Below are 26,600 nucleotides of genomic sequence, written 5' to 3'. Positions count from 1 at the left end.
AGAGGAGACGGCATCCGCCGATGAGGGACGTGTGCGCGTGATCGCGTCGTTCGCGCGCGCACGTGCTCGCGCGGCGCTCGCACCGCTGGTGGCGCTCGCCGTCGTCGCGGCGCTCGCGACCGGGCTCGCCGCCGGCGTCGTGGGCGCGGTCCGCGCCGTCGAGGCGGCAGCCGTCGTGGCGGCGATCGCGGATGCCGGTGGCGACCGGGACCGCGTCGTGGTGCGCTTCGACGGTGACGATCCGGCTGCGGCGGCAATGCCGGATGCCGTCGCCGGCGCACTGTCGGCGCTCGGCGCCGGCGGCTCGCTGTCGACCGGGTCGGATGCCGCCTCCGGACGGCTGGAGTACACGGTCGATCCGTCGCGGTTCACCGTCGACGCCGCGGTCGCACTCATCGTCGGGCTGCCCGACCTCGGCGACGAGATCGAGGACCGCGCCGGGACCGAGGTGCAGGTGTCGGGCGGGCTCCGCTCGACGCTGCTGGGTCAGCGCGAGGGGCTCGAGGCCCGTCGGGGACCGACCGCCGTGGGGCTGGCGGTGTTCGGGCTGCTGGCCGGCGTCGTCGTGGCCACGGTCGCCGTCGAGCCGGTGCGTGTGCGTGCGGGCGAGACGCGGCTGCTGCGGGCGCGCGGAGCGCGGTCCCGCATGCTGCTCGGCCTCACGGGCGTCGAGACCGTCGTGTGCGCGGGAGCCGGGGCGGCGATCGGGGCTGTGCTGGGCACGCTCGCGGTGTCCGCGGCGACCGGTGTCGTGCTCGAGGCGTGGATCGGTGCGGCGGCGGCCGGCGTCGCCGTCGTCATCGCGCTCGCGTCGGCGCTGATCGCCGCCGCCCGCGGCATCCGCCGTCGGAGTGCGCGCGCCGAGGCGACGGCGGGGGTCGGTCTGGCGGTACTCGCCACCGTCCTCACCGGCGTCGCCCTGTGGCAGTTCGTTGCGGCCGGCACACCGGTCATCGAGGGTGCGAACGGGGCGACGCGGATGGATCCGGTCGTCGCGCTCGCCCCCGCCCTCACGCTCGCGCTGGCGGCGCTGCTGGCCGTCCTCGCGGTGACGCCGCTCGCCCGTGTGTTCGCGCGCCTGCTCGACCGGTCGCGGGGCCTGACGCCGATCCTGCCGGTGCGCCTGGTCTCGCGCAGACCCGGACGTCACGCGCTCACGACGGCGGTCGTCGCCTTCGCGATCGGCACGATCACGCTCGCAGCGGCGTACCAGGGCACGGTGTCCGCGGTCGGCGACGCCCCCGAGGCGCTGCGGGTCGGCGCCGACCTGCGCGTGACGTCGCTGCCCGAGGACGCCGATCCCGCCGTCGTCACGGGCATCGAGGGCGTCGACGCGGCGATGGGCGTGCGGTCGGCCACCGCGCGCGGCGCGGACGAGCGCGTGCCCGTGCTGGCGGTGGACGCGCGTGAGTTGGGCGAGGTCATGCTCGACGCCGGCGGGGCGATCGACCCCGCCGACCTGGGAGCGGCACTCCAGGTCCCGACCACGGGCGTCGCGATTCCCGCGGGGACCGAGGAGCTCAGCATCGACCTGACCGTCGCCGAGCCGCCGCTGGAGACGGGTGCCGATGGGCGCCCCTGGCAGGCGGCCGCACCGCTCGTCGCGGTCTCCGTCGTGCTGACCGCCGAGGACGGCCGCACCGCCGAGCTGTGGGTCGCGAACGCCGAGGCGACGGAGGTGTCGACCGAGTCCGGCACCTGGGCGGAGTACGTCACCGAGACGGAGTGGACCGAGGTGCTCGCGCTGCCGGACGGCGGTCCGTGGCGCGTCGCGCTCGTGGGGGCGGTCAACCCGCGGTGGGGAGCCGACGCGGATGCCGTCGTCGAGCTCTCGACCGCGGCGGGCCCGCTCGACGTGTCCGGGTACCGGCTCCGGTCCGACGCCGCCACGGTCGAGCCGGCCGCCGACGGTCTGCGGTTCCGCCTCCCCGCTCCCGGCGTCGAGGACCCCGTGACGCCGTACGCGGTGCCCGGTGACACGCCATCGGCCGCGCCGGCGGCGATCACGGGCGGCCTCGCCGCGTCGCTCGCCCTCGAGGTCGGCGACGTCACGTCGCTCCAGGTGCCCGACTTCTCCGGAGCGCTCGATCTCGAGATCGTCGAGGTCATTCCGGTCCTGCCCGGATCACCGTCCGGTGAGGGCGTGCTCGTCGACCGCGCGGCCGCCGCGCTGGTCGTCGGCCAGCCGCTGGCCGAGAACGAGGTGTGGGTCGCCACCGACGATCCGGTGTCCGTCGCCGAAGCGGTGGCGACGGAGCTGCCGGGGGCGCGGACGGAAGCGGCCGACCACCGCTCGGCGGCCGCGGCCGCCGACACAGCGTGGTCGTTCATCCTCGCGGCGGCGGCGGCCGCCGTGCTCGCCCTCGTGGTGCTGGTGCTGCGGCGGACGCGCAGCAGGGCGGACGCCCGCGAGATCGCCCTGCTCGCCGTGCTCGGCGCGGGACGCTCCGGCGCGAAGCGCGTCCGGGTGTCCGAGGATCTGTTCGCCCTATCCATGGGCGTCCTGGGCGGGCTCGCCGCCGGGGCGGTCACGGCATGGCTCGTCGTGCCGCCGCTGGTGCGCGCCGCGTACGTGAGCGTGCCCGACGGGTTCCCGATCGCCGTGCAGGCGGACGTGCTCACCTTCGCGGGCGCGGTCGCGGCGACCGTCGCCGTCTTCGCGCTCGTCGTCGGGTCCGTGCGCGCTCCCTCGGCGCTGTCGCCGCTGGTGCGGGAGGACGAGTGAGACGGTCGCCCGGGCTCGTCGCCCTCACCCGCCGACGCTTCGCGACACCGCGCAGCGCGGTTCTCGTCGTGGTCGCCCTCGCAGCGCTCGCGGCGTTCATCGTGGCAGGCGCGCCACGAGCACTCGTCGGCGTCATCCGCGCCGAGGTGGCGTATCAGATCGGAGAGGTCCCTGCGGCGCTGCGGGACCTGTCGGGCACCATGCTGCTCCCGCCGGACTTCGCCCCGGCCGAAGACGACGCGCTCGTGGAGGGGTGGGATGCCGGGGCCGCCGACGTCCTCGGCGACCTGGCGCAGCGCCTGGCCGACAACCGCGCGGACTTCGAGGACGTCCTCGTCCCGGTCACCGACGACGCGCAATTCGCGCTGCGCACCGCGACGCTCATCGCGACACCGGAGTCGCTGCCGGCCGACGCCCCCAACGGGAACGTCCAGCTGCTGGCCGACCCGCTTCTGCGCAGCGCCCTCGTCCTCGCGGACGGCGCGTGGCCCGCACCGTGGAGCGGCGACGGCGACATCGAGATCGTGCTCGCGGCGGAGGCCGCCGAGCGCATACAGTGGCCGATCGGCGAGGTGCGCGCGCTCTCGGGCCAGTTCGTCCTCGAGCCGGGTACGGATGCCGCCGTGGTGCTCGTGGGCGTCGTCGAGGCCGCCGATCCCGAGGCCGACCGCTGGCAGCACCTGCCGACCGGCGCGCTCACCGCCACGATCTTCGACGACGGCAATCGGCGACCCGAGGCGACGGCTGTGGCGTACGTCGACGCGGCGGCATGGCCCGAGGTCGTGCACATCATCCGGCACGGACAGACCGAGACGACGGCTTGGTACCCCGTGGACGGCGACGGTGCGCAACAGGCCGACCCGGCCGAACTGCACGCGGCGCTGCGCCAGGCGACGGCGCAGTCGGTCCCGCTCAACGAGGCGGGTTCGGCTCGCATGCGCTTCTCGTCCGACATCGTCGACGTGCTGGGCGCGTCGCTCGCCCGGGCGACCTCGGCGAGCGCCATCCTCACCGTCGCCGCGGTCGGCCCGCTCGCGGTCAGCGTGGCCCTCGTGGTGCTCGCATCCGTGCTGATCATCCGGCGCCGACGCGCCGACCTCACGCTCATGTCGGCGCGAGGGGCGCCGATCGGGCGCCTGCGCGGTCTGCTCGCGGGGGAGGGGCTGGCACTGGGGGCGCCCGCTGCCGCCGTCGGGGTCATCGCCGGAGTTGCGCTGGCCGGCTTCGACGCCGGCCCCCTCCCGACGGTGCTCGGCGTGCTGATCGGCGCGATCCCCGCCGCTGCGCTGGCGATGTCGCTGCGCCCGGGGACGCTGACGACAGAGCGCGCCGACCTCGACACGGCGCGGAGCGGACGTGTCGCGCGCATCGTGGAGGGCCTCGTGGTGCTGCTGGCCGTCACCGCCGTGACGCTGCTGGTGGTCCGCGGCATCGCCCCCGCCGAGGACGCGGTCGATCCGCTGGTCATCGCGGCGCCGCTGCTGGCGACGGTCGCCCTCGCCCTCGCGGTGGTGCGCCTGCATCCGCTTCCGATCGCGGCCGCGCTGCGCGTGGCCTCGCGCGGCCGGGGGGTCGTGGGCTTGGTCGGCGCCGCGCGCAACCTGCGCGAGGCGGCCGCCGGCTCCACGGCGGTGCTCGCGATGCTCGTCGCGGTGGCGATCGCCGTGTTCTCGTCGGTCGTGCTCGCCACGGTCGACAGCGGGGCTCAGACCGCCGCGGAGCGCCAGGTCGGCGCCGACATGAAGGTGTCCGGCCCGTTCCTGAACACCGATCAGCTGGAGGCCATCCGCGGCGTCGACGGCGTCGCGGCCGCCTCGGGCGTGCTCGTCGGCGACCGCGTGAGCGTCGAGGCGGCGGGCGCCTCGGTGACGACGGTCGTGGTGGCGGTCGAGACCGAGCAGCTCGCAGTCGTGCAGGACGGACTCGACGGAGCGCTGCCGACCGCGCACCCCGCGCCCGGACGCGATCCGGTCGACGCGGTCGCCTCGACGGCGCTCGTCGACGAGGTCGGCGACGACGGGCTCACCGCGGCCGGCACGCCGATCGAGGTCGCCGGCGACGTGCCGCGCGTGCTGGGCACCGCCCTGCCGGCCGACTTCGTCGTCGTCGACGCCGCCGACTACCGCGCGATCACCGGGCTCGGCTTCTTCCCGCGCACGATCCTCGTGGGTCTGGACGCGGATGCCGACGTCGACGCCGTCTCGGCGGGGATCGCCCGCGTCATCGGCGGAGCGCACAGCGTCGAGCTGCTGGCCGAGCGCACCGCCGCGATCCAGGCGTCGCCGGCGATCACGGCACTGCGTGTCGCGCTGCTGGCAGCGCTCGGACTCGCCGTGGCGCTGTCTGTCGTGGCCGTGCTGCTCGTGGCCGGCGTCGCCCGCGACGGGCGGTCGCGCACGATCTCGCTGCTGCGCACGATGGGCCTGACCAGGCGCCAGAGCCGAGGCATCGTGGTGTGGGAGTTCGCCCCGCTCGGTGTGACCGCCCTCGTAGGCGGCGTCGTGCTGGGAGCGATCCTGCCCCTGCTCGTGCTCGTCGCCGTCGATCTTCGCCCGTTCACCGGCTCGGCGGCGCAGCCCGCGCTCGCCGTCGACCCGGTGCTGACCGGCGCGCTGCTCGTCGCCGTCGTCGTCGCCCTCGTGCTCGCGGTCGTCGTCGGCGTGGTCAGCGCGCGCACCGCATCCATCGCCACCGTGCTCCGAACCGAGGAGGACTGATGCCCTCATCCACACCGACCCCGGCGCCGCCCGAGATCGTCTGCGAAGGACTCGTGCGGATCTTCACCGTCGCCGACATCGAAGTCCAGGCGCTCCAGGGCCTCGACCTGCTGGTCCGCCAGGGCGAGCTGGTCGCCCTGGTGGGCGCGTCGGGCTCGGGCAAGTCGACGCTGCTGACGATCCTCTCGGCGCTCGACGCGCCCACGGCCGGCAAGGCGACCGTCGCCGGCCGCGACCTGCCCTCGCTGTCGGCGCGCGAACGCGTGCGGTACCGGCGCGACGTCGTCGGCTTCGTGTGGCAGCAGACCGCGCGCAACCTGCTGCCGTACCTGTCGGCGCTCGAGAACGTCCAGCTGGCGCGGGCGATCGGCGGCGACCGGCGGCACCCGCAGCGCGCGATGGAGCTGCTCGACCTCGTCGGCGTCGCCGAGCACGCCGACAAGCGCCCCGCCGAGCTGTCGGGCGGGCAGCAGCAGCGGGTGGCGATCGCGGTCGCCCTCGCCAACGATCCCCGAGTGCTGCTCGCCGACGAGCCGACCGGCGACCTCGACGAGCACACGTCCGTCGAGGTGCTGCGCACGTTCGAGCAGGTCAATCGGGAACTCGGCACCACGGCGCTCATCGTCACCCACGACCCGACGGTGTCCGAGCACGTGCAGCGCACCATCCAGATCCGCGACGGTCGCACCTCGACGGAGGTGCTGCGGTGGACGCACACCGATGACGAGGGGCGCGAGCACGCGATGGCCGAGGAGTTCGCGGTGCTCGACCGGGTGGGGCGGATGCAGCTGCCCGCCGACTACATGGACCGGCTGTCGCTGCGCGACCGCGTGCGGCTGCGGCTCGAGTCCGATCACGTCGGCGTATGGCCGGGCGACCGGAAGACGGTCGGCGACGAACCCGGCCCAGCCGCCGAGGGCGAGGAGCAGGACGATGAGTGACACGGTGCTCGAGGCATCCGGCCTGTCGGTGGTCCACCGCACGCCCGCGGGCGACGTGACGGCGCTCGCCGACGCGACCCTGGAGCTGCGCCGCGGCGAGTTCACCGTCCTCATCGGCCCGTCCGGCGCGGGCAAGACGACGCTGCTCCACGTGCTCGGCGGCATCCAGCATCCGACCACGGGGCGCGTCAGCGTCGGGGGAGTGGACCTCGCGGAGGCCGGCGAGAGCGAGGTCGACCGCATCCGCCGCGACGAGATCGGCTACGTCTTCCAGTCGTTCGGCCTCATCGGCGCGCTCTCGGCGCAGGAGAACGTCGAGCTGCCGCTGCGGATCCAGGGCGCCGACCCCGCCGAGCGGACGCGGGTCGTCGCCCACCTGCTCGAGCGGGTGGGGCTGGCGGCCCACGCGGCGCAGCGTCCCGGGGAGCTGTCGGGCGGCCAGCAGCAGCGCGTCGGCATCGCCCGCGCGCTCGCGGGCCGGCCCACGGTCCTGCTCGCGGACGAGCCGACCGGGCAGCTGGATTCGCACACTGCCGAGGCGATGATCGAGCTGATCGGCTCGATCGCGCATGACGAGGGGGTCGCCGTGCTGCTGTCGACCCACGACCCGAGCATCGTCGATCGCGCCGACCGCGTGCTCGAGATCCACGACGGGGTGCTCAGACACCGGGGCTGATCGCCGCCGGGTGCCGTGCGCCGTCCGCACAGGCAGGGCCCGATAGACTGGTCAGCGCCCGAATCCGGGCGTCACCCCAATCGCAAGGACCCTCACATGGCGCGCGCCCTCCGCCCTGACCTCCGCAACGTCGCGATCGTCGCCCACGTCGACCACGGCAAGACGACCCTCGTGGACGCCATGCTCCGCCAGACGGGCTCGTTCGGCGAGCACGCCCACGTCGACGAGCGCGCGATGGACTCGAACGACCTCGAGCGCGAGAAGGGCATCACGATCCTCGCGAAGAACACCGCGATCACCTACGACGGCGCCCACACCGACATCCCGGTGACGATCAACGTCATCGACACCCCCGGCCACGCCGACTTCGGCGGCGAGGTCGAGCGCGGTCTGTCGATGGTCGACGGCGTCGTGCTGCTGGTCGACGCGAGCGAGGGCCCGCTGCCGCAGACGCGCTTCGTGCTGCGCAAGGCCCTCGAGGCCAAGCTCCCGGTGATCCTGCTGGTCAACAAGACCGACCGCCCCGACGCCCGCATCGCCGAGGTCGAGGAGGAGGCCCACGACCTGCTGCTGGGCCTGGCGAGCGACCTGCACGAGGACATCCCCGACCTCGACGTCGACGCGCTGCTCGACGTTCCGGTCGTGTACGCGTCCGGTCGTGCCGGCGCGGCATCGCGCACCCGTCCCGCCAACGGCGACCTGCCCGACAACGACGACCTCGAGCCGCTGTTCGAGGCGATCCTCGAGCACGTTCCGGCGCCGTCGTACGACGACGACGCACCGCTGCAGGCGTGGGTCACGAACCTCGACTCGAGCCCGTTCCTCGGCCGCCTCGCGCTGCTGCGCGTGTTCAACGGCACGCTCAAGAAGGGCCAGACGGTCGCGTGGGTGCGTCACGACGGCTCGCACACGAACGCCCGCATCACCGAGCTGCTCAAGACGAAGGCGCTCGAGCGCTTCCCGGCCGAGTCCGCCGGGCCCGGCGACATCGTCGCTATCGCCGGCATCGAGGAGATCACCATCGGCGAGACGATCGCCGACCCCGAGGACGTGCGCCCGCTCAAGGCGATCACCGTCGACGACCCGGCGATCTCGATGACGATCGGCACCAACACGTCGCCGCTGGTCGGCAAGGTCAAGGGCCACAAGGTCACCGCGCGCATGGTGAAGGACCGCCTGGACCGCGAGCTGATCGGCAACGTGTCGCTCAAGGTCGTCGACATCGGGCGCCCGGATGCGTGGGAGGTGCAGGGCCGCGGCGAGCTGGCCCTCGCGATCCTCGTCGAGAACATGCGCCGCGAGGGCTTCGAGCTCACCGTCGGCAAGCCGCAGGTCGTCACCCGCAAGGGCGAGGACGGCAAGGTCCAGGAGCCGTTCGAGCACCTCACGATCGACGCGCCCGAGGAGTACCTCGGCGCCATCACGCAGCTGCTCGCCGCCCGCAAGGGCCGCATGGAGACGATGGTGAACCACGGCACCGGCTGGGTGCGCATGGAGTTCATCGTCCCCTCGCGCGGCCTCATCGGCTTCCGCACCGAGTTCCTGTCGGTCACGCGCGGCACGGGCATCGCCAACGCGATCTCGCACGGCTACGACGACTGGGCCGGCCACATCGTCGCCCGCCAGAACGGCTCGATCGTCGCCGACCGCGCCGGCGTCGTCACCCCCTTCGCGATGATGGCGCTGCAGGAGCGCATGAGCTTCTTCGTCCAGCCCACCGAAGAGGTGTACGAGGGCATGGTCGTCGGCGAGAACACGCGCGCCGACGACATGGACGTCAACATCACCAAGGAGAAGAAGCTCACCAACATGCGCTCGTCGACCGCCGACGAGCTCGAGAAGCTCACCCCGCCGCGTCAGCTGTCGCTGGAGGAGAGCCTCGAGTTCGCCCGCGAGGACGAGTGCGTCGAGGTGACGCCCGAGAAGGTGCGCATCCGCAAGGTCATCCTCGACCAGACCGAGCGCGGTCGTGCGGCCTCCCGTCTGAAGCGCCAGGACGCCAACGCCTGATCGGGCTCCCGCCGGCGCAGTAGGCTCTGGCGGGTGACCGACGTTCCGCACTTCGACGAGGGGGCGGATGCCGCGCACCGGCGTCGCGCCTGGCGCGACGGGCTGGGGGTGGCGGTCGCCACGAGCGCCTACGGCGTCTCGTTCGGCGCGCTCGCGGTGGCCGCGGGCCTGGACGTCTGGCAGACGTGCGTGCTGAGCCTGGTGATGTTCACCGGCGGCTCGCAGTTCGCGTTCGCGGGCGTCATCGGCGCCGGGGGACTGGCGGCGATCCCCGCGGCGATCGCCTCGGCGACGCTGCTGGGCGTACGCAACATCGCCTACGGCATGCGCATGTCGCCGGTCATCGGGGCGGGCTTCTGGCGGCGCGCGGCGGCCGCCCAGTTCACGATCGACGAGTCCACCGCGGTCTCGCTCGCCCAGACGACGCATCGTGCGCGCCTCATCGGCTTCTGGGTCACCGGCATCGGCATCTACGTCGGCTGGAACCTCTCCACGCTCGCCGGCGCGCTGCTGGGCGACGTCCTCGGCGATCCGCGCGCGTACGGGCTCGACGCGGCGGCGGCCGCCGCCTTCCTGGCGCTGCTGTGGCCGCGGCTCCGGCAGCGCCAGCCGATCGTCGTCGGGGTGGCCGCGGCCGTGGTCGCGACGGTCCTCACGCCGCTGCTGATGCCCGGCATGCCCGTGCTCATCGCGGCGGTCGTCGCCGTCGTCGTGGGCTGGGCGAACTGGCTCGGACGCGATGAGCGCCCGCCGGAGGAGCCGGACGACGTCCCGGAGCTCGGGGGACTGCCGTGACGCTGTGGAACGCCGTGCTGATCGCCTCGATCCTGGCGGTCGCGCTCAAGACGCTCGGCTACCTGGTGCCGCCGCGCTTCCTCGAGGCGCCCCGGCCGGCGCGGATCGCCGACCTGCTCACGGTCGCCCTGCTGGCCGCCCTCGTGGCCGTGCAGACGCTCGGCGCGGGGCAGGCGGTCGTCGTCGACGCCCGCATCCCCGCCCTCGCGGTGGCGGCGGGACTGCTCGTCGCCCGGGCGCCGTTCCTGGTCGTCGTCGCCGCCGCCGCGCTGGTGGCGGCCCTGCTGCGGCTGTGGGGCTGGGCGGCCTGAGCGTTCGCCAGGGGCGCCCCCTCTAGACTGTCGCGGTGACCTCCTCGTGGGCCCGCTTCGCGACCTGGGCCGTCTCCCTGATCGTGGGCGCCGTGTACGGCGTCGCCGGCACCATCGCGCACTCCTATGAAATCGGCTGGTTCCCGCTCGGGCTGATCCTCGCCGCGATCGGGTGCGCCGCGCTGCTGATGGCGGTCCGGCTGCTGGCCGCCGACCGCTGGGCGGCGCTGGCGGCGGGCCTGGGCATGATGGGCACGACCCTCATGTTCTCGGGCGAGGGTCCCGGCGGTTCGGTCGTCGTGCCCCAGAACACCATCGCGATGGTGTGGACGCTGCTCGTCCCGCTGCTCGTGGTCGTAACAGTGGCGTGGCCCGAGCGCATGCGGGTGCGCCCGGACAACTAGACTGACTCCCGTGACGTACGTGATCGCTCTCCCCTGTGTGGATGTCAAGGACCGTGCCTGCATCGACGAGTGCCCGGTGGACTGCATCTACGAAGGGGACCGGATGCTGTACATCCACCCCGACGAGTGCGTGGACTGCGGCGCCTGCGAGCCGGTGTGCCCGGTCGAGGCGATCTACTACGAGGACGACCTCCCCGACGAGTGGCAGGACTACTACAAGGCCAACGTCGAGTTCTTCGAAGAGGTCGGCTCGCCCGGCGGCGCGGCCAAGGTCGGGGTGATCCACAAGGACCACCCGGTCATCGACGCCCTGCCTCCGCAGGACGCGTGACCCCCGTCCGGCACGGGGAGGCCTGATGGGCGTCGCGGACCTCGCCGACTACCCGTGGGATGCCGTCGCCCCGTACGCGCAGCGCGCCCGCTCGCATCCCGATGGCATCTGCGACCTGTCGATCGGGTCGCCGGTCGATCCGACGCCGGCGGTCGTCGCCGACGCTCTGCGGGCCGCCACCGACGCGCACGCCTACCCCCAGACGATGGGAACGCCGGCTCTCCGCGAGGCGATCGTCGACTGGTACGCCCGTCGACGCGGCGTGGCGGGCCTCACGGCCGAGCACGTGCTGCCGACGGTCGGCTCCAAGGAGCTCGTCGCCCTGCTGCCGCTGCTGCTCGACCTCGGCCCCGGCGACGTCGTCGTCCACCCGCGCGCGGCCTACCCGACCTACGAGGTCGGCGCGCGCCTGGTCGGCGCGACTCCGCTCGCCGCGGACGACCCCTCCGAGTGGCCCGAGAGCGCCCGCCTGATCTGGATCAACTCGCCCGGCAACCCCGACGGACGCGTGTGGGATGCCGCAAGCCTCGCGGCCGCCGTGGCCCGCGCCCGTGAGCTCGGCGCCGTGCTCGCCTCGGACGAGTGCTACGCCGAGCTCGGCTGGGATGCGCCGTGGGACTCCGAGCCCGTGCCGTCGGTGCTGGACGACCGCGCCACCGGCGGCGACCGCACCGGCGTGCTGTCGGTGTACTCGCTGAGCAAGCAGTCGAATCTCGCCGGGTACCGCGCCGCGTTCCTCGCCGGCGACCCCGTGCTGGTCGCCCGGCTGCTCACCGGTCGCAAGCACCTCGGGCTCATGCTCCCGGCTCCGGTCCAGCACGCGATGACGGTCGCGCTCGGCGACGACGCGCACGTGGCCGCGCAGAAGGAGCTCTACCGCCGCCGGCGTGCGGTGCTGCGCCCCGCCGTCGAAGCCGCCGGGTTCCGCATCGACCGCAGCGAGGGCGGACTGTACCTGTGGGCGACCGAGGGGCGCGACGCCTGGGAGTCGCTCGGGAGGCTCGCCGATCTCGGCATCCTCGCCGGCCCCGGGCACTTCTACGGGGCCCACTTCACCGAGCACATCCGGCTGTCGCTGACCGCGACGGACGAACGCATCGACACCGCCGCGGCCCGGCTGCGCGCCCGCTGACGCCATCTCTGAGGAATCCTCCAGTCGATCCACAGATGCCTTGGCTGTGTCGGCAGTAGGTCTGCACGCGCACTAGGCTGTAGAGCGGCGACGGGCTTCCCGTGCCGATTCCCCCGGTCGCGGCGACCCTCGCGACAGCGGGCGGACGAACACCCTGGACGACCAGACATCGCGAGGAGGCGCCGTGAGCGAAGCGGGCACCCAGCAGGAGAAGGCCACCCTCGAAGTCGGAGGGAAGACAGCCGAATTCCCGGTGCTGCGCGGCGTGGACGGCATCCCGAGCATCGACATCGCGACGCTGACGCGCCAGACCGGGCACACCACCCTCGACTACGGCTTCGTCAACACCGCGGCGACCAAGTCGGCCGTCACCTACATCGACGGCGACCAGGGCATCCTCCGCTACCGCGGCTACCCGATCGAGCAGCTGGCCAAGCACTCCAACTACCTCGAGGTCGCCTGGCTGCTGATCTACGGCGAGCTGCCCACGCCCGATCAGCTCGCCGAGTTCGATCACCGCGTGCGCCGCCACACGCTGCTGCACGAGGACCTCAAGCAGTTCTTCTCCGGTCTGCCCCACACCGCGCACCCGATGTCGGTGCTGTCGGCGGCGACCGCGGCGCTCTCGACGTACTACGAGGACCAGTCCGACCCGGCCAACCCCGAGCACGTCGAGCTGAACACGATCCGGCTCCTCGCCAAGCTGCCGGTCATCGCGGCCTACGCCCACAAGAAGAGCATCGGGCAGGCGTTCCTGTACCCCGACAACTCGCTGGGCTTCGTCGACAACTTCCTCAAGCTCAACTTCGGCGTCCTCAGCGAGCCGTACGAGATGAACCCTGTTATGTCGCGCGCGCTCGAGCGCCTGTTGATCCTCCACGAGGACCACGAGCAGAACGCCTCGACCTCGACAGTGCGCCTGGTCGGCTCGACCGGGGCGAACCAGTTCTCGTCGATCTCGGCCGGCATCAACGCGCTCTACGGCCCCCTGCACGGCGGCGCGAACGAGGCGGTCCTCGACATGCTGGCCCGCATCCGCGACTCGGGTGAGAGCGTCCAGCGCTTCGTCGAGCGCGTCAAGAACAAGGAAGACGGCGTGAAGCTCATGGGCTTCGGCCACCGCGTCTACAAGAACTACGACCCGCGGGCGAAGCTGGTCAAGGAGTCCGCCGACGAGGTGCTGCGCGAGCTGGGCGTGCACGACCCGCTGCTCGACCTCGCGAAGGAGCTCGAGGAGATCGCGCTCAACGACGACTACTTCAAGGAGCGTCGCCTCTACCCGAACGTCGACTTCTACACCGGCGTCATCTACAAGGCGATGGGCTTCCCGACGCGCATGTTCACCGTGCTGTTCGCGATCGGCCGCCTCCCCGGCTGGCTCGCCCACTGGCGCGAGATGCAGTACGACCCGCAGACGAAGATCGGCCGCCCCCAGCAGCTGTACACGGGCGCTCCCGAGCGCACGTACCCCGGCCTGGCCTGAGCGTGGTCCGCGGCTGCTCGCCATGACGCGGGCAGCCCGACCGTCGCCGCGCGCCGAGGCGCGTGGGCGATCGAGTGCGTTCGGTCTCGTCCGGCCCGGTCACTCCTCCGCGGCGGCGCGCCGCTCCAGCTCGGCCGCGACGTCGGGCACCTGGGTCGTCAGATCGCGCGGGGGCCGCTCGTAGCCGCCGCCGGCCGGACGAGAGGGGATGACGACCTCTTCGCGCTCGATCGGCTTCCACGGCACCTGCGAGACGAGGTGCGCCATCATGTTGATCCGGCCGCGCCGCTTGTCTTCGTTGTCGACCTCGAACCAGGGCGCCTCGGGGATGTCGGTGTGCACGAACATCGTGTCCTTCGCGCGGGAGTAATCCTCCCACTTCGTGATCGACATCACATCGTTCGGGCTGAGCTTCCAGCGGCGCATCGGGTCCTGCGCGCGCGAGAGGAAGCGGGCCTCCTGCTCGACATCCGACACGCTGAACCAGTACTTCAGCAGCAGCACGCCGTCCTCGACCAGCATCCGCTCGAAGATGGGGGCCTGGTGGAGGAAACGGTGGTACTCGGCGTTCGAGCAGAAGCCCATGACGTGCTCGACGCCGGCGCGGTTGTACCAGGAGCGGTCCATCAGCACGATCTCGCCCGCCGCGGGAAGGTGCGGGATGTACCGCTGGAAGTACCACTGCGTGCGCTCGCGCTCGGTGGGCGCGGGAAGGGCGACGATGCGCGTGACGCGCGGGTTCATGTAGGCCGACACGCGCTTGATCGTCGAGCCCTTGCCGGCGGCGTCGCGGCCTTCGAAGATCACCACGATGCGGGCACCGGTGTTCTGGACCCACGCCTGCATCTCGACCAGCTCGGCCTGCAGGCGCTTGATCTCCTTCTTGTACAGCGGCTTGGGAACCCGCTTGCGCTTCCCGTCGTGCGTCATCATCGCTCCCTCGCGGTCGATGACTCGACTCTAGGCGTGCAGGGCCTCGTTCAGGGTGACCCCCACGCCGTCGCGCGGGACGGCCTCGATCGCGCCGGTGAGCGAATTTCGGCGGAACAGGATGCCGTTCACGCCCGACAGCTCGCCCCCCTTGACCGTGGGGCGCGTGCCGTCGGCGCGAACCGGCTCCTTCGCGAGCACGATCTTCGAGCCCGCGGTGACGTACAGGCCGGCCTCGACGACGCAGTCATCGCCGAGCGAGATGCCCACGCCGGCGTTGGCCCCGAGGAGCGTGCGCGCGCCGATGGCGACCTTGTGGGTGCCGCCGCCCGAGAGCGTGCCCATGATCGATGCGCCGCCGCCGATGTCGCTGCCGTCGCCGACGACGACGCCCTGCGAGATGCGGCCCTCGACCATCGAGGCGCCGAGCGTGCCGGCGTTGAAGTTGACGAAGCCCTCGTGCATCACGGTCGTGCCGGGGGACAGGTACGCGCCCAGGCGCACGCGCGAGGCGTCGGCGATGCGGACGCCGGCGGGCGTGACGTAGTCGAGCAGACGCGGGAACTTGTCGAGCCCCTGCACCTGGATGCCCTCGCGCTGCAGCATGGGGCGCAGCCGCGTCAGGTCGTCGGGGTGCACCGGTCCGGCGTTGGTCCATGCGACGTTCGGCAGGTGCCCGAAGATGCCATCGAGGTTGAGGCCGTTCGGCTCCACGACCCGGTGCGACAGCGCGTGCAGGCGCAGGTAGGCGTCAGAGGTCGACGCGGGGGCGGCATCCAGGTCGACCTCGACGGTCACGACCTCGACGTCGACGCCGCGCCGGGGATCGGCCACCGCGAGACGATCGAGGTCGGCCGGCGGCTTGGACTGGTCGAAGCCGAGGGGGATGCGGCCGGAGCCGACCTCGGGGTACCAGGTGTCGAGCACCGTTCCGTCTGCCGTGGTCGTCGCGAGGCCGACGCCCCAGATCCATCGCTCTTCGCTCACCCGTCCACGATACCGGGCCCGCCTTCGCGGATCGGGCGGCGGGCGTGCGTCGGTAGACTCGGGGGATGCCGCAGCTCGACCTGTCCGCATCCGCTGTCGACCTCACCCGCGCGATCTGCGACATCCCCAGCGTCTCGGACGACGAGACCGTCCTCGCGGATGCGATCGCCGACGCCCTCGCCGATCTGCCGCACCTCGAGGTGCACCGCGATGGCGACACGATCGTGGCGCGCACGATGCTCGGTCGATCCCAGCGCGTCGTGATCGCCGGTCACATCGACACCGTCCCGATCAACGGCAACGTGCCCACGCGCGACGTCGAGGTCGACGGCGAGCCGCACCTGTGGGGTCGCGGCACCGTGGACATGAAGGCCGGCGTGGCGGTGCAGCTCAAGCTGGCCGCAGAGCTCGTCGCCCCCCGCGTCGACATCACCTGGATGTGGTACGACCACGAAGAGGTCGAAGCCGCCAAGAACGGACTCGGGCGCCTGGCGCAGGCGCGCCCCGACCTGTTCGAGGCCGACTTCGCGATCCTCGGCGAGCCCTCGAACGGCCAGGTGGAGGGCGGGTGCAACGGCACTCTGCGCGCCGTGGTGCGCACGCACGGCGTGCGCGCGCACAGCGCCCGGGCATGGATCGGCGAGAACGCGATCCATGCGGCGGCGCCGATCCTCGCGCGCCTGGCGGAGTACCGTCCGCGCGACGTGGAGGTCGAGGGCCTGGAGTACCGCGAGGGGCTGAACGCCGTGCGCATCTCGGGCGGCGTCGCCGGCAACGTCATCCCCGACGCGTGCGAGGTCGAGGTCAACTACCGCTTCGCTCCCAGCAAGGACGCCGATCAGGCCGTCGCGCATGTGCGCACGGTGTTCGAGGGGTTCGAGGTCGAGATCACCGACCTGTCGCCGGGGGCGCGTCCCGGTCTCGATGCGCCGCTCGCGCAGGAGTTCGTGTCGGCCGTCGGCGCCGTGCCGCAGCCGAAGTACGGCTGGACCGACGTCGCGCGCTTCAGCGCCCTCGGCGTTCCGGCGGTCAACTACGGGCCGGGCGACCCGCACCTCGCGCATCACGACGAGGAGCGGGTCCCGCTCGCGCAGATCGAGGCCGTCGAGCGCGGGCTGCGCGCGTGGCTGACCTGAGCAGCGAACCGGCGCCGGCGCACGAGCGCCACCGCGTGCCGAGGTGGGCGGCGATCGCGGCGATCTACCTCGTCGCACGGCTGATCACGACCGGCTTCCTGCTGCTGGCGGCGAACCTGTCGACGGCGTCGTCCCGATTCGGGGCGGATGCCGACCTCGGCTCGCTGCTGGGCGGCTGGGACGCCGCCTGGTACGCGTACATCGCGGCGGTCGGCTACCCCACCGACCTGCCGCTCTCGGCCGACGGCTTCGTCGAGACGAACCAGTGGGCCTTCATGCCCGTGTATCCGTACCTGTCGGCGGTCGTGGGGGCGCCGTTCGGCTCGTGGCTGGCCGGCGCCGTGGTGGTCTCGCTCGCGGCCGGCTACGGCGCGTGCCTGGTGCTGTTCGCGCTCCTGCGGGATCGCATCGGGGATTCGCCGGCGATGTGGGCGGTGGTCTTCTTCTCGGTGGGGCCGCTCGCGGCGCTCTTCCACGTCGGGTACGCCGAGTCGCTGTTCCTGCTGCTGCTGTTCCTGGCCCTCTGGGCGGTGATGCGCCGGCGGTTCGCGTGGGTGTACCCGCTCATCGTCGTGATGGGCTACACGCGCCCGGGTGTGCTGGCGTTCGCGCTGTTCCTCGGGCTCTACGGCATCCATCGCTGGTTCACGCGCCGGCGCGACCCCCTGCCGGTCCGTGACATCGTGCACATCGTCGCACTCGGGGCGCTCGCGACGATCGTGGGGTTCTCATGGCAGTTCATCGCCGCGGCGGTGACCGGCTCCCCGAGCGCGTACCTCGACACCGAGCTGGCGTGGCGGCGGGGCTGGATCGACACCAGCGAGCACTTCGTGCCGTTCAGCGGCTTCATCGAGGGTGCGGCGCTGTGGTTCCGGCTGTGGGGACTGCCCGAGGTGGCCGCCTACGTCGTGCTCGGACTGGTCGTCGCGGGGATCGCGGCTGTGCTGCTGTTCGTTCCCGCGGTGAAGGCGCTCGGACCCGAGATCCGCCTGTGGAGCGCGAGCTATCTGGTGTACCTGCTGGCGGTCTTCTTCCCGCAGTCGAGCGTGTTCCGGCTGCTCGTGCCGCTGTCGCCGCTGTGGGGCGCGGCGGCGGTCCCGCGGTCGGTCTGGTGGCGGGGCGGGGTCGTCGCAGTGTGCCTGCTGGGGCAGTGGTGGTGGATCTACAACATGTATGCGCTCGCCAGCATGTACTGGCAGATCCCCTGACCGCGTGGCGTGATCATCCCCAGATCGGGGCGCGGATTATCCCCCGTCCGGGACCCGGGATAAACTTGTCAGGCTGACACCCGATGTAAAGGAGCCGCAATGGCAGCCATGAAGCCGCGAACCGGAGACGGGCCGATGGAGGCAGTGAAGGAGGGGCGCCTCATCATCGTGCGTGTGCCGTTGGAAGGCGGCGGGCGCCTCGTCGTCTCGGTGAACGACGCTGAGGCCAAGGAGCTTTACGACGTGCTCGGCGGTGTGGTCAACCCCGCGTGAGCCCCATCGCATTCTGAGACGGCCGGTCTTCTGACCGGCCGTTCTCTTTTCCCGGGAGGATCAGTCGCCCTCGACGGTCGTCAGCTGCAGGAGTCCCTCGCCGACGATGGACAGCGCCCCGATGACGGCGGGCGATGCCTGGGTCTCCTGGATGAGAGAGCGGTAGGCGCTGACGACCGGGTCTCGCTTGACGGGATCGGCGACGGCGCCGCCGGCGAGGACCCGCGGCACGAGCACCGTGCCCCCGGGGCGGACCAGCTCCAGACCGTGCTCGACGTACTCGATGACACCGGCCGGATCGGCATCCACCAGCACGATGTCGTAGGACGCCTCGTTCATGCGCGGCAGAACATCCGCGGCGCGGCCCGTGATGAACCGGGCGCGCGCGGGCGGGACCTTGGCCTCCGCGAACGCCCGTCGAGCGGCCCCGAGATGCTCGGGCTCGCTGTCGATCGTCGTGAGCGTCGCCCGCGGCGCGCCGTGCATGAGCCACAGTCCCGAGACGCCGGCGCCGGTGCCGATCTCGACGATGTTCATGGCTCGGCCGACGGCGGCGATGAGGGCGCACTGCGCGCCGACTTCGGGGCTGATCGGCGACGCTCCGAGTTCGAGCGCGTGCGCCCGGGCGCGCGCGATGTGCTCGGGCTCGACCGTCGCCTCGGCGGCGAATCGGCGGTTGGCATCGTGGTCGGACATCTCTCCTCCGGAGTCAGCCTACGACGGCCCTGTGCAAGAACCCGTCCGGCGCGGCGGTAACCTGAACACATGTTCTTCGGGCTCACGATCGAGAAGCTGCTGCTCATCGCCGTCGTCGCAGCGTTCGTCATCGGCCCCGAGCGTCTTCCGCGCGCCGCAGAGGCGCTGGCGCGTTTCACCAGGCAGGCGAAGGACTGGGTCAATTCGGCCAAGACCCGCGTCAAGGACGAGATGGGCGAGGACTTCGACGACGTCGACTGGCGCACGCTGGACCCGCGTCAGTACGACCCGCGTCGCATCATCCGCGAGGCGCTGCTCGACGACGCCCCGACGCCGACCGTCCGCGCCGCACAGGCCGCCGCCGTGACCACGACCGCGCTCTCGGCGCCGGTCGCGTCGCCCTTCAAGGGACCGGAGGCGAAGACGCCCTCCAAGTCCGAGGAGCCCACGCCGTTCGACTCCGAGGCGACCTGAGCTCTCAGGCGGGACGCATCGGCAGCGGGCGTCCCGTGAGTCCGCGCGGCGTGCGCGCGATGTGGTCGGCGACCTGCGCGATCGCGGCGGAGGCCGCATCGCCCGGATGTGCGAGGACCGCGGGCACACCGGCGTCGGCGTCCTGACGCAGCGCCGGGCTGAGCGGGATCGACGCCACGAGGGGCACGTCCTCGTCGTCGGTGCTGAGCGCCGCGGCGACGGCCGCGCCGCCGCCGGACCCGAACAGATCCAGGACCGTGCCGTCGGGCATCGCCATCGCCGCCATGTTCTCGACGACGCCGATGACGCGCTGGCCGGTCTGACGGGCGACGAGGCCGGACCGCACGGCGACGTCGGATGCAGCGGCCTGCGGCGTCGTCACCACCAGCACGTCGGCGTGGGGGAGCAGCTGCCCGACCGAGATCGCGACGTCGCCGGTGCCCGGCGGCATGTCGAGCAGCAGCACGTCGAGGTCGCCGAAGAACACGTCGGTGAGGAACTGCTGCACCGTGCGGTGCAGCATCGGTCCGCGCCAGGCGACGGCGCCCACAGGCCCGTCGGCGTCGCCGCGGCGCAGGAACATCCCGATCGAGATCGTCTTCACGCCGTGCGCGACCGGCGGCAGCATGAGGTCGTCGATGCGGGTCGGCTGGGGCGCCGCACCGTCGGCGTCCGTCAGGCCGAGGAGAGCAGGGATCGAGAACCCGTGCACGTCGGCGTCGATCAGGCCGACCGACAGGCCGCGCTCGGCGAGCGCGACGGCGAGGTTCGCCGTGACGGTGGACTTGCCGACGCCGCCCTTGCCGCTGGTGACGGCGATGATCCGCGTGAGGCTGTCGGGTCCGAACGGCATCTCGCGCGGTGCGCGCCCGTCGCGCAGCTTGTCGGTGAGGGCCGCGCGCTCCGCGGGGGTCATGACGCCGAGTTCCAGGTCGACCTCGTCGACGCCGTCGACCGACAGTGCGGCCGCGCGCACGTCGCGGCTGATGCGATCGGAGGCGGGGCAGCCCACGATCGTGAGGGCGATGCCGACTTGGGCGACCGAGCCGGTCACCGCGATGTCGCGCAGCATGTCGAGATCGGCGAGCGGGCGCCGCAGTTCGGGGTCGGTGACCGCGCCCACCGCGCGGCGCACCGCGTCGGCGGCGCTCACGAGGCGGGTGTCCGGTCGCCGTCGTCGCCGGAGGACTCGTCGAGCCGCTCGAGCATGCGCGAGAGCTCGGCGCGGAGCACGTCGCGGGTGATCGCCTCGCTCTGGTACTCGGTGACGGCCATGCGCAGCGCCACGACCTCGCGGGCGAGGTACTCGGTGTCGGCGAGGTTGCGCTCGGCGCGCTGACGGTCCTGCTCCATCGCGACGCGGTCGCGGTCGTCCTGGCGGTTCTGCGCGAGCAGGATCAGCGGGGCGGCGTAGGAGGCCTGCAGCGAAAGCACGAGCGTGAGCGCCGTGAAGCCGAACGCGGCCGAGTCGAAGCGCCACTCGGGCGGCGCGAGGGTGTTCCACGCGATCCAGCTGAGGCAGAAGACGGTGAGTCCGAGCAGGAACGCCGGGGTGCCCATGTTGCGGGCGATCCACTCGGTGAAGCGGCCGAAGCGATCGCGCGAGCGGCGCGGCGGGCGCGGGCCCAGGACGCCGCCGCGGCCGCGGGGCGCGTCGAGAGAGGGCTGGCGGGGCTGGCGTGCCATCAGCGCACCACCGGGTTGCTCGTGGTCGCCGGCGACGCGTCGCGATGCGCGTCCTGCGAGCGCCAGTCTTCGGGCAGCAGGTAGTCGAGGACGTCGTCGACCGAGACGGCGCCGACGAGCCGGTGTGCGGCGTCGACGACGGGAAGCAGCACGAGGTCGTAGCTGGCGAGGCGCCGCGCGACCTCGGCAGCGCTCGCGGACGCGGGCACGGGTTCGAGCGTCTCGTCGATGATGGCGCCGATCCGCTCGTGCGGCGGATAGCGCAGCATCCGCTGGAAGTGCGCCGTGCCGAGGAATCGCCCGGTGGGGGTTTCGTACGGCGGGAGGGTGATGAAGACGGATGCCGCCAGCGCCGGGTGCATCTCGTGACGGCGGATGAGGGCCAGCGCCTCGGCGACGGTGGCGTCGGCCGGCAGGATGATCGGCTCGCTCGTCATCAGGCCGCCGGCGGTGTCGGGCTCGTACTTCAGCAGCTCGCGGACGTCCTCGGCCTCTTCGGGCTCCATCAGCTCGAGCAGCTGCTCGAGGCGGCCTTCGGGCAGCTGGCCGAGCAGATCGGCGGCGTCGTCGGGGTCCATCGCGTCGAGGATGTCGGCGGCGCGGTCGTCGCCCAGCTGCTCGAGGATGTGGATCTGCTCGTCCTCGGGCATCTCTTCGAGAGCGTCGGCGAGACGGTCGTCGGGAAGCTCTTCGGCGACCTCGAGCAGGCGGTCCTCGGGAAGGTCCAGCAGCGTGTTGGCGAGGTCGGCGGCCTTGAGCTCGGAGTACGTGGCGACGAGCTGCTCGGCGGACTGCGCCTCGCCCGAGGTCTGGTCTTCGCGCACGTCGTTCCAGCCGGCGAAGGTCGTCGGACCCTTGGCGAACGGCGACGGGCTCGTCTTGGGCCGCCGCAGGAACAGCTGGCCGATGTCCCACTCGCCCAGGCGGTTGCGCTCGATGGCGACGTCCTCGATGACGGCTTCGCCGGAGCCGTCGCGCAGGAACACCTTGCGGCCGAGGAGCTCGGCGACCACGCGCACCTCACCGCCGCGCTGCTCGAAGCGGCGGACGTTGATGAGGCCCGTCGTGATGACCTGGCCCGTCGCGATCGACGTGATGCGGCCGATGGAGAGGAACACGTGGCGGCGACCCGGGATCTCGACGACGAGTCCCACGACGCGCGGCGGATCGTCGCGTCGATAGATGACGACGACGTCGCGCACCTTGCCCACCCGATCGCCCGAGGGATCGAAGACCGTGGTGCCGGTCAGGCGCGCGACGAAAACCCTCTGCGTGCTCACACTCACAGAGTAGCCGGGCCGGGCGTGCGAGGATGGAGAGATGACCATGATGGGCGGAGGGCTCCCGCAGGGCAAGGGCGAGGTCGGCGAGACCGTCGCCAACTACCCGACGTACGAGGGCGCGCAGAAGGCGGTGTCGGCGCTCATCGCCGCCGACGTCCCGGCGCGCCACATCGCGATCGTCGGGATGGGCCTGCGATCCGTGGAGCGCATCACCGGACGGCTCGGCTACGCATCGGCCGCGCGCTCGGGCGCGATCAACGGCCTCCTTCTCGGCCTGTTCTTCTCGGCGATCCTCGTCATCGGCAGCCCATCGGTGCCGATCCAGGCATTCGTGGGCGTGCTGTTCGTCGGCATCGCGATCGGCATGCTGATGAGCATCGTGACGTACGCGATCGTGCGCCGCCGCCGCGACTACGCCTCGGTGATGCAGGTCGTCGCCGACCACTACGACGTCACGGTCACCGCCGACAGCTACCACAAGGCGCGCCAGGTCCTCGGGGTGACGGGCGCGCCGCCGGCCCGCCCGCAGGCGGCGCCAGCGCAGGCGCAGCCCGTCGCGCAGCCGGCTCAGCCCGCGCAGCCCGCCCCCGTCGAGCCGCCGAAGTACGGCGAGCGGATCGCTCCCGCGCCGCCGGTGACCGAGGCCGGTTCCGAGGGCTCGGGCGAGGCTCCCGCCGCCGAGCCGCGCGACGGCGAGACCAGCGGGCGATGAGCGAGGGCGACGCCCTGCGGCTGGGCGTCGAGCTGCCGAACGGCGCCGCCGAGGTCTCGGCCGCGTCCGAGCACGCTGACGACGCCTGGGCGACCCTGGCGATCGCGCACGGCGCCGGTGCCGGGTTCGACCACCCGTTCATGATCGGCTTCGCGCGCGGGATGCGCGCCGCCGGAGTGTCGACGCTGCGCTTCAACTTCCCGTACGTCGAGGCAGGCAGGCGGATGCCGGGACCGGCGCCGCATGCGATCCGAACGTGGCAGGCGGTGGCCGAGGCGGCTGCGGGGCTGTCTCCGCAGCCGCTGTGGGCGGCGGGCAAGTCCTACGGCGGCCGCATGGCTTCCATGGCCGCCGCCGAGGGCGTGATCTCGCCGCGTGGGCTGATCTACCTCGGGTACCCGCTGCATCCGCCCGGCAAGCCCGAGAAGCCGCGCATCGAGCACCTGCCGTCGGTCGCCCAGCCGCAGCTGTTCGTCGAGGGCACGCGCGACCCGTTCGTCGATCCGCACGAGCAGCTCATCGAGGCGGTGGCCTCATGTCAGGACGCATCGATCACGTGGATCGAGGGCGGCGGCCACTCGTTCGAGGTCGCCGGCAACAAGCGCCCGGCGGATGTCGTGGGGGAGGAGCTCGCGCCGCTGGTCGCGGAGTGGATGCGCGGCAGAGTGCTAGCATTGCTGTCACGGAGGTGATGGCGATGGCGACCTTGACGATCCGCAACCTGCCCGACGCGACGCGGCTGGCTCTCAAAGCGCGCGCTGCGGCGCACAACCAGTCGATGGAGGCCGAGGTGCGTGACATCCTCGCCGACGCCGTCGCCGCCCGCTCGGACTTCGTCGTCGATTGGATCGCGGCGACCGCTTCGCTTCGCGGCGATTTCGAGGCGCCCGAGCGTTCGCCCGCCCGAGATGTCGACTTGTCGTGATCGTCGCCGACACGAACGTCCTCTCCGAGCCTCTGCGTCCGGCGCCGGACCCTCAGGTTCTGGCGTGGCTGGCTGACCACAGCGGCGAACTCGCCGTCACGACGCTCACCGTGGGTGAATTGTTCTACGGTGCTCAGCGCTTGCCGCCCGGACGGCGGCGGGAACACCTTCTCACTGCTGTCGAGGCGATCGTGTCGTCAGCGGGAGATCGGCTGCTCCCGTATGACTCCCCGGCCGCGCGGCAATATGGACTCCTGCGCGCGCGTCGCGAAGCGGCCGGGCATGCGGTGAGCGTCGAAGACACCATGATCGCCGCGATCTGCCTGGCCGGCGGCCATGAGCTGGCGACCCGGAACACCCGCGACTTCGCAGACACCGGAGTCGTCCTCCACGACCCCTGGACGCAGTAGCCGACGTGGTGTGTGCGCGCCCGCGTGACCTTCGCCTCTGTTCCGCGCGCTCTCGGGGAGGACAGTGGTGTCCGGATAGCGAAGAAGCGAAAGGGGTGAGGCGCCATGTCCGGCAGGGCACGCGCCATCGTCGCCCTTGTCTCGGCGCTCGCACTGGCCGGCGGAGTCGCCGGATGCACGGCGAGCGACTCCGAGCTCGAGGCGCAGCTGGAGCAGGTCACGGCGGAGCGGGATGCGCTGCCGGCGCAGATCGACGCGGATGCCGTGAGATACGACAACACCATCGCGGTCCATGAGGAGGTGCGCGCCATCCTCGACGACCCCGAGGCGTACGGGACCGAAGACGAGGTGGTCGCCGCCCTGGCGGCGCTGGCGACTCCTGAGGCCGAGATGTACGACGACGCCTACGGCGACGGCGTCGGCATGCAGCAGGCCTGGTACCAGACGCTGTACAGCGGTGCCATGGACTCGCGGATCGAACTGGTCCACGAGTGGGTGGCGCGCGACGGCTCCCAGAGCGGCGGGCTGTGGCTCTGGTACGGCACGAATCTCGCCGGCAACGAGTTCCAGCTCGTCGGCGTGCAGATCGACGATCACGACGACGACGGGCTCATCACGCACGAGCTGGTCGTCTACCCGTACCCCGACGCGTATGTGATCGAAGCGCTCGAGGGAGCCGGGACGACGGTCATCGACTTCTCGGGCGAGTAGGCGGCGCAGGCGCTCCCGCGACAGGTCGCCGAGCACCGGGTCACGAGACGGTCGGTCCGGCCGCAGCCAATCGCGCCGCCGCCACCCGGTGGATCGCGCGACGCTCGGCGTCGCTGTCGCAGCAGTCGAGCGCGCGGTCGAACGCCTCGCGTGCGGCGCGCCGGTCGCCGGTCTGGGCGAGCATGTCGGCGCGGGCGAGGTGGAAGTAGTGATAGTCCGCGAGATCGTCCGCCAGCGGCTCGAGCAGCGCCAGGCCGGCCACGCCGCCCTCGGCGAGCGACGCGGCGACGGCTTCATTGAGCCGAATCACCGGCGACGGCTCGAGTTTTCCGAGCACGGCGTACAACCGCCTGATCGTCGCCCAGTCGGTCTCGTCGAACGTCGGCGCGTCGGCGTGAGCGCCGGCGATCGCCGCCTGCAGCTGGTACGGCCCCACCCGGCGATGGCTCAGCGCTCGACGCAGCAGGCGTCGCCCCTCGGCGATGGCCGCGGCGTCCCACAGCGACCGGTCCTGCTCCGAGAGGAGGACCACCTCGCCGTCGGCGTCCAGGCGTGCCGGACGTCGCGCATCGGTGAAGGCGAGCAGCGCCGCGAGCCCCCACGTCTCGGGTTCGTCCGGCAGCAGCTCGCACAGGCATCCGGCCAGCCAGCGGGCCTCGTCGCACAGGTCGCCGCGGATGAGCTCGCCCGTCGGTGCGGCATGGCCCTGCGTGTAGATCACGTAGACGATCCGCAGAACCTCGTGGAGCGACTCCGCCTGGTGACCGCGATCCGGCACCTGGAACGGGATGTTCGTCGCGGCGATCTTCTTCTTCGCCCGCACGAGGCGCTTGGCCATCGTCGCCTCGGGCACGAGGAACGACTTCGCGATCGCCGCCGTCGGGAGCCCGACGACGTAGCGGAGCGTGAGCGCCACGCGCGCGGACTCGTCGAGGGCGCGGTGGCAGCATCCGAAGATCATCGCCAGCAGGTCGTCGGCGATCGGTCCGCGCTCTCGCTGCGGCAGCTCGAGCGCGGCCCGCACGTCGTCCTCGCGCTGCGCCCAGCGGATGTCGCGGCGCGCCTGATCGATCGCCCAGCGGCGCGCGACCGTGACCAGCCACGCGCCGGGGACGTCCGGGGTGCCGTCTGACGGCCAGCGCTCCGAGGCCGCGGCGAACGCGTGCTGGGCGGCATCCTCGGCGAGGTCGAGGTCGCCGAGGTCGGCGCGCAGCGTCGCGACCAGGCGCGGCCACTGCGCGGCGAAGACCTCGGCGACCTCCGCGTCCGGCATCCCTATCCGGCCATCGCCGAGACATCCAGGACGGCGCGGATCTCGACGGAGCCGTAGCCGATGTTCGGCACCTTCTCGGCGTACGAGATCGCGGTGTCGAGGTCGGGAACGTCGATGACGTAGTAGCCGCCGAGGTACTCCTTCGTCTCGGCGAAGGGGCCGTCGGTGACGACCGTGCCGCCGTCGCGCACGCGGACGGTCGTGGCGGTGTCGACGGGGTGGAGCGCCTCGCCCGAGACGAACACGCCCGCCTGCTTGAGCATGTCGTCGTACGCGAACCATTCGCCCATCTCGGCGGCCTCTTCGGGGCTGCCGGGCTGCGGGCCCGCGTCCGGAGCGCTGGTGAGCAGAAGCATGTACTGCATGGGAGT

The 26,600-nt window shown here is 72.3% G+C and carries 28 protein-coding genes; 20 read left to right on the top strand and 8 right to left on the bottom strand.

Features of this window, described 5'->3' with window-relative positions:
- The first annotated feature begins 31 nt into the window (after window positions 1-31).
- The 11 genes from HD594_RS13305 (at window position 32) to HD594_RS13255 (ending at window position 13,525) form a co-directional block, all read left to right on the top strand.
- The gene (locus HD594_RS13305) at window positions 32-2,725 is read left to right on the top strand and encodes a hypothetical protein (RefSeq protein ID WP_184751408.1); all 2,694 of its coding nucleotides are present in this window, start codon (window positions 32-34) and stop codon (window positions 2,723-2,725) included.
- Window positions 2,722-5,442, top strand: coding sequence for an FtsX-like permease family protein (locus tag HD594_RS13300; RefSeq protein WP_184751407.1), 2,721 nt, complete (start codon window positions 2,722-2,724; stop codon window positions 5,440-5,442). The genes HD594_RS13305 and HD594_RS13300 overlap by 4 nt, the downstream gene beginning before the upstream one ends.
- Window positions 5,442-6,383: an ABC transporter ATP-binding protein gene (locus tag HD594_RS13295; protein ID WP_184751406.1), complete on the top strand. Its 942-nt coding sequence runs from the start codon at window positions 5,442-5,444 to the stop codon at window positions 6,381-6,383. Before HD594_RS13300 ends, HD594_RS13295 begins: the two co-directional genes overlap by 1 nt.
- On the top strand, window positions 6,376-7,059 hold the full coding sequence (locus HD594_RS13290; protein WP_184751405.1) for an ABC transporter ATP-binding protein: 684 nt from the start codon (window positions 6,376-6,378) through the stop codon (window positions 7,057-7,059). The genes HD594_RS13295 and HD594_RS13290 overlap by 8 nt, the downstream gene beginning before the upstream one ends.
- A gap of 96 nt (window positions 7,060-7,155) precedes the next feature.
- Window positions 7,156-9,069 carry a translational GTPase TypA gene (gene typA / locus HD594_RS13285; RefSeq protein ID WP_184751404.1) on the top strand — a complete coding sequence of 638 codons (1,914 nt, stop codon included), beginning with the start codon at window positions 7,156-7,158 and terminating at the stop codon, window positions 9,067-9,069.
- 33 nt (window positions 9,070-9,102) lie between these two features.
- A complete protein-coding gene (locus HD594_RS13280) occupies window positions 9,103-9,864 on the top strand; it encodes an AzlC family ABC transporter permease (RefSeq protein ID WP_184751403.1) in 762 nt (253 codons plus the stop codon).
- Window positions 9,861-10,175: an AzlD domain-containing protein gene (locus HD594_RS13275; RefSeq protein ID WP_184751402.1), complete on the top strand. Its 315-nt coding sequence runs from the start codon at window positions 9,861-9,863 to the stop codon at window positions 10,173-10,175. The genes HD594_RS13280 and HD594_RS13275 overlap by 4 nt, the downstream gene beginning before the upstream one ends.
- A 35-nt stretch (window positions 10,176-10,210) precedes the next feature.
- Window positions 10,211-10,579 (top strand): DUF6113 family protein, encoded by a 369-nt coding sequence (locus tag HD594_RS13270; protein WP_184751401.1) that lies wholly within the window; start codon window positions 10,211-10,213, stop codon window positions 10,577-10,579.
- A 10-nt stretch (window positions 10,580-10,589) separates the two neighbouring features.
- A complete protein-coding gene (gene fdxA / locus HD594_RS13265; protein WP_184751400.1) occupies window positions 10,590-10,910 on the top strand; it encodes a ferredoxin in 321 nt (106 codons plus the stop codon).
- Between the two features lie 25 nt (window positions 10,911-10,935).
- Window positions 10,936-12,042 carry a succinyldiaminopimelate transaminase gene (gene dapC / locus HD594_RS13260; protein WP_184751399.1) on the top strand — a complete coding sequence of 369 codons (1,107 nt, stop codon included), beginning with the start codon at window positions 10,936-10,938 and terminating at the stop codon, window positions 12,040-12,042.
- A gap of 184 nt (window positions 12,043-12,226) precedes the next feature.
- Window positions 12,227-13,525, top strand: coding sequence for a citrate synthase (locus HD594_RS13255; RefSeq protein ID WP_184751398.1), 1,299 nt, complete (start codon window positions 12,227-12,229; stop codon window positions 13,523-13,525).
- A 99-nt stretch (window positions 13,526-13,624) separates the two neighbouring features.
- Here HD594_RS13255 and ppk2 read toward each other — a convergent pair whose 3' ends face one another.
- Window positions 13,625-14,455 carry a polyphosphate kinase 2 gene (gene ppk2 / locus HD594_RS13250; RefSeq protein WP_184751397.1) on the bottom strand — a complete coding sequence of 277 codons (831 nt, stop codon included), beginning with the start codon at window positions 14,453-14,455 and terminating at the stop codon, window positions 13,625-13,627.
- A 30-nt stretch (window positions 14,456-14,485) separates the two neighbouring features.
- Window positions 14,486-15,442 (bottom strand): 2,3,4,5-tetrahydropyridine-2,6-dicarboxylate N-succinyltransferase, encoded by a 957-nt coding sequence (dapD, locus tag HD594_RS13245; RefSeq protein WP_184751396.1) that lies wholly within the window; start codon window positions 15,440-15,442, stop codon window positions 14,486-14,488.
- 65 nt (window positions 15,443-15,507) lie between these two features.
- On the opposite strand from dapD, the gene dapE reads away from it, so the two are divergent.
- The 3 genes from dapE (at window position 15,508) to HD594_RS13230 (ending at window position 18,059) form a co-directional block, all read left to right on the top strand.
- On the top strand, window positions 15,508-16,578 hold the full coding sequence (gene dapE / locus HD594_RS13240) for a succinyl-diaminopimelate desuccinylase (protein WP_184751395.1): 1,071 nt from the start codon (window positions 15,508-15,510) through the stop codon (window positions 16,576-16,578).
- Window positions 16,566-17,786, top strand: a complete 1,221-nt coding sequence (locus HD594_RS13235; RefSeq protein ID WP_373877183.1) for a hypothetical protein — start codon at window positions 16,566-16,568, stop codon at window positions 17,784-17,786. The genes dapE and HD594_RS13235 overlap by 13 nt, the downstream gene beginning before the upstream one ends.
- Before the next feature lie 99 nt (window positions 17,787-17,885).
- The gene (locus HD594_RS13230; RefSeq protein WP_067875042.1) at window positions 17,886-18,059 is read left to right on the top strand and encodes a DUF3117 domain-containing protein; all 174 of its coding nucleotides are present in this window, start codon (window positions 17,886-17,888) and stop codon (window positions 18,057-18,059) included.
- A 60-nt stretch (window positions 18,060-18,119) separates the two neighbouring features.
- Here HD594_RS13230 and HD594_RS13225 read toward each other — a convergent pair whose 3' ends face one another.
- Window positions 18,120-18,755, bottom strand: coding sequence for an O-methyltransferase (locus HD594_RS13225; protein WP_184751394.1), 636 nt, complete (start codon window positions 18,753-18,755; stop codon window positions 18,120-18,122).
- 69 nt (window positions 18,756-18,824) lie between these two features.
- Between HD594_RS13225 and HD594_RS13220 the strand changes: the two genes are divergently transcribed.
- Entirely contained in the window at window positions 18,825-19,229 is a 405-nt protein-coding gene (locus tag HD594_RS13220) for a twin-arginine translocase TatA/TatE family subunit (protein WP_184751393.1), read from the top strand.
- 4 nt (window positions 19,230-19,233) lie between these two features.
- On the opposite strand, the gene HD594_RS13215 is transcribed toward HD594_RS13220, so the two are convergent.
- From HD594_RS13215 to HD594_RS13205, 3 genes are read right to left on the bottom strand one after another with little or no spacing between them, the layout of a single operon-like run.
- Window positions 19,234-20,382, bottom strand: a complete 1,149-nt coding sequence (locus HD594_RS13215; RefSeq protein WP_184751392.1) for an Mrp/NBP35 family ATP-binding protein — start codon at window positions 20,380-20,382, stop codon at window positions 19,234-19,236.
- Window positions 20,379-20,915: a DUF1003 domain-containing protein gene (locus HD594_RS17510; protein WP_184751391.1), complete on the bottom strand. Its 537-nt coding sequence runs from the start codon at window positions 20,913-20,915 to the stop codon at window positions 20,379-20,381. The genes HD594_RS13215 and HD594_RS17510 overlap by 4 nt, the downstream gene beginning before the upstream one ends.
- Window positions 20,915-22,195, bottom strand: coding sequence for a magnesium transporter MgtE N-terminal domain-containing protein (locus HD594_RS13205; RefSeq protein WP_184751390.1), 1,281 nt, complete (start codon window positions 22,193-22,195; stop codon window positions 20,915-20,917). Before HD594_RS13205 ends, HD594_RS17510 begins: the two co-directional genes overlap by 1 nt.
- Window positions 22,196-22,235: 40 nt before the next feature.
- Here HD594_RS13205 and HD594_RS13200 point away from each other — a divergent pair, with 40 nt between their 5' ends.
- From HD594_RS13200 to HD594_RS13180, 5 genes are all read left to right on the top strand, one after another.
- Window positions 22,236-22,910 carry a YflT domain-containing protein gene (locus HD594_RS13200; protein ID WP_246414044.1) on the top strand — a complete coding sequence of 225 codons (675 nt, stop codon included), beginning with the start codon at window positions 22,236-22,238 and terminating at the stop codon, window positions 22,908-22,910.
- Window positions 22,907-23,602, top strand: coding sequence for an alpha/beta hydrolase family protein (locus HD594_RS13195; protein ID WP_184751389.1), 696 nt, complete (start codon window positions 22,907-22,909; stop codon window positions 23,600-23,602). Before HD594_RS13200 ends, HD594_RS13195 begins: the two co-directional genes overlap by 4 nt.
- Window positions 23,602-23,835 (top strand): FitA-like ribbon-helix-helix domain-containing protein, encoded by a 234-nt coding sequence (locus tag HD594_RS17190; RefSeq protein WP_221446625.1) that lies wholly within the window; start codon window positions 23,602-23,604, stop codon window positions 23,833-23,835. The genes HD594_RS13195 and HD594_RS17190 overlap by 1 nt, the downstream gene beginning before the upstream one ends.
- On the top strand, window positions 23,832-24,245 hold the full coding sequence (locus HD594_RS13185) for a type II toxin-antitoxin system VapC family toxin (RefSeq protein WP_184751388.1): 414 nt from the start codon (window positions 23,832-23,834) through the stop codon (window positions 24,243-24,245). Before HD594_RS17190 ends, HD594_RS13185 begins: the two co-directional genes overlap by 4 nt.
- A 105-nt stretch (window positions 24,246-24,350) precedes the next feature.
- Window positions 24,351-24,956 carry a hypothetical protein gene (locus HD594_RS13180; protein ID WP_184751387.1) on the top strand — a complete coding sequence of 202 codons (606 nt, stop codon included), beginning with the start codon at window positions 24,351-24,353 and terminating at the stop codon, window positions 24,954-24,956.
- 40 nt (window positions 24,957-24,996) lie between these two features.
- Here the strand turns inward: HD594_RS13180 and HD594_RS13175 are convergent, their stop codons facing one another.
- On the bottom strand, window positions 24,997-26,229 hold the full coding sequence (locus HD594_RS13175) for an RNA polymerase sigma factor (protein WP_184751386.1): 1,233 nt from the start codon (window positions 26,227-26,229) through the stop codon (window positions 24,997-24,999).
- 2 nt (window positions 26,230-26,231) lie between these two features.
- Window positions 26,232-26,594 (bottom strand): YciI family protein, encoded by a 363-nt coding sequence (locus HD594_RS13170; protein ID WP_184751385.1) that lies wholly within the window; start codon window positions 26,592-26,594, stop codon window positions 26,232-26,234.
- Window positions 26,595-26,600 lie beyond the last annotated feature (6 nt).

Origin of the sequence: Microbacterium thalassium (assembly GCF_014208045.1) — a bacterium.
GTDB lineage: Bacteria > Actinomycetota > Actinomycetes > Actinomycetales > Microbacteriaceae > Microbacterium > Microbacterium thalassium.
The sequence above is the reverse complement of the archived record's forward strand: the minus strand, read 5'-3'. Positions and strand labels throughout refer to the sequence as shown.